The 892-nt window shown below is 72.8% G+C and carries 1 protein-coding gene and 1 pseudogene; both read left to right on the forward strand.

Going from position 1 to position 892, the window contains the following annotated elements; genetic code table 11:
* Positions 1-378: pseudogene (locus E1264_RS45805) on the forward strand (NYN domain-containing protein); the annotation flags it as partial.
* Positions 379-459: 81 nt separating this feature from the next.
* A partial coding sequence (locus E1264_RS42815) for a tetratricopeptide repeat protein (RefSeq protein WP_243711530.1) occupies positions 460-892 on the forward strand: 433 nt, incomplete at its 3' end.

The raw sequence follows: 892 nt of genomic DNA on the forward strand, positions 1-892 counted from the left end.
CAGTACAGCTCGTCGCCGATCCCGGCGCCGTCCCCGCCCCCTCCGCCGCAGACGATGCAGCCGGAGAGCCGCCCGCACGGCCCCTACACCGGCCCGCAGCAGATCTCACCCGTCCCGGCGCAGCAGAGCACCCCGACACTGGCGGACGCCGTCAAGGCCGCCCACCAGGAAGGCCAGGACTTCGGCGAGTCCGTCGCCAGGGACGCGCCCGCGCTGTGGCTGGAGGCCGTCCTCGCCCGCAAACCGCGGATGCCGTCCGACCTGGAGGCCCGCCTGCTGCAGGGCTCCTCGCTCCCGATCGACTTCCTCCTGCACGACGAGGTCCGGCACGCGCTGCGCCGCGGATTCTGGGACGCGCTGGAACGTTCGCGCAGGTGAGCTGACACCTACGCCCCGTTATTCGCACGATCATCATCGATTCGCCCGCTTCGGTCGCGCGACGGCGGGTAGCGTTGAAGCGTGACGCACGTGACGGAAGACGACCTCGACGACCTGGAGTTCGACACCCTGCGCACCGGCGATCACATCTCGGCGGCCCGCCGGCTGTCCGAGCTGGCCGAGTCGGTGTCCGGCGGGGTGTCACGCGCCAACGTGCTGTTGCGCGCCGGAGAGCAGTGGCAGCACGCGGGCGACCACGCCAAGGCCGCCGAGCTGTACCGCAGAGCCATGGACGACGGCGGCGAGACCTACGGCGACCCGCGCGCCTACCTCGCCGACGCCCTGTTCGAGCTGGGCCGCGCCGACGAGGCCCGCACCCTGGTGGAGCAGATCCGCGCCGACCGCCCGCGCGACCCCGAGGTCTATCGCACCGTGGCCGAGGTCCTCTACGCCCAGGGCGACGCGACCGGCGCCCACGAATGGGCCACCAGCGGCGCCGACGTCATCCTCGCCC

It is taken from the genome of Actinomadura sp. KC216, assembly GCF_004348535.1.
Taxonomy (GTDB): Bacteria; Actinomycetota; Actinomycetes; order Streptosporangiales; family Streptosporangiaceae; genus Spirillospora.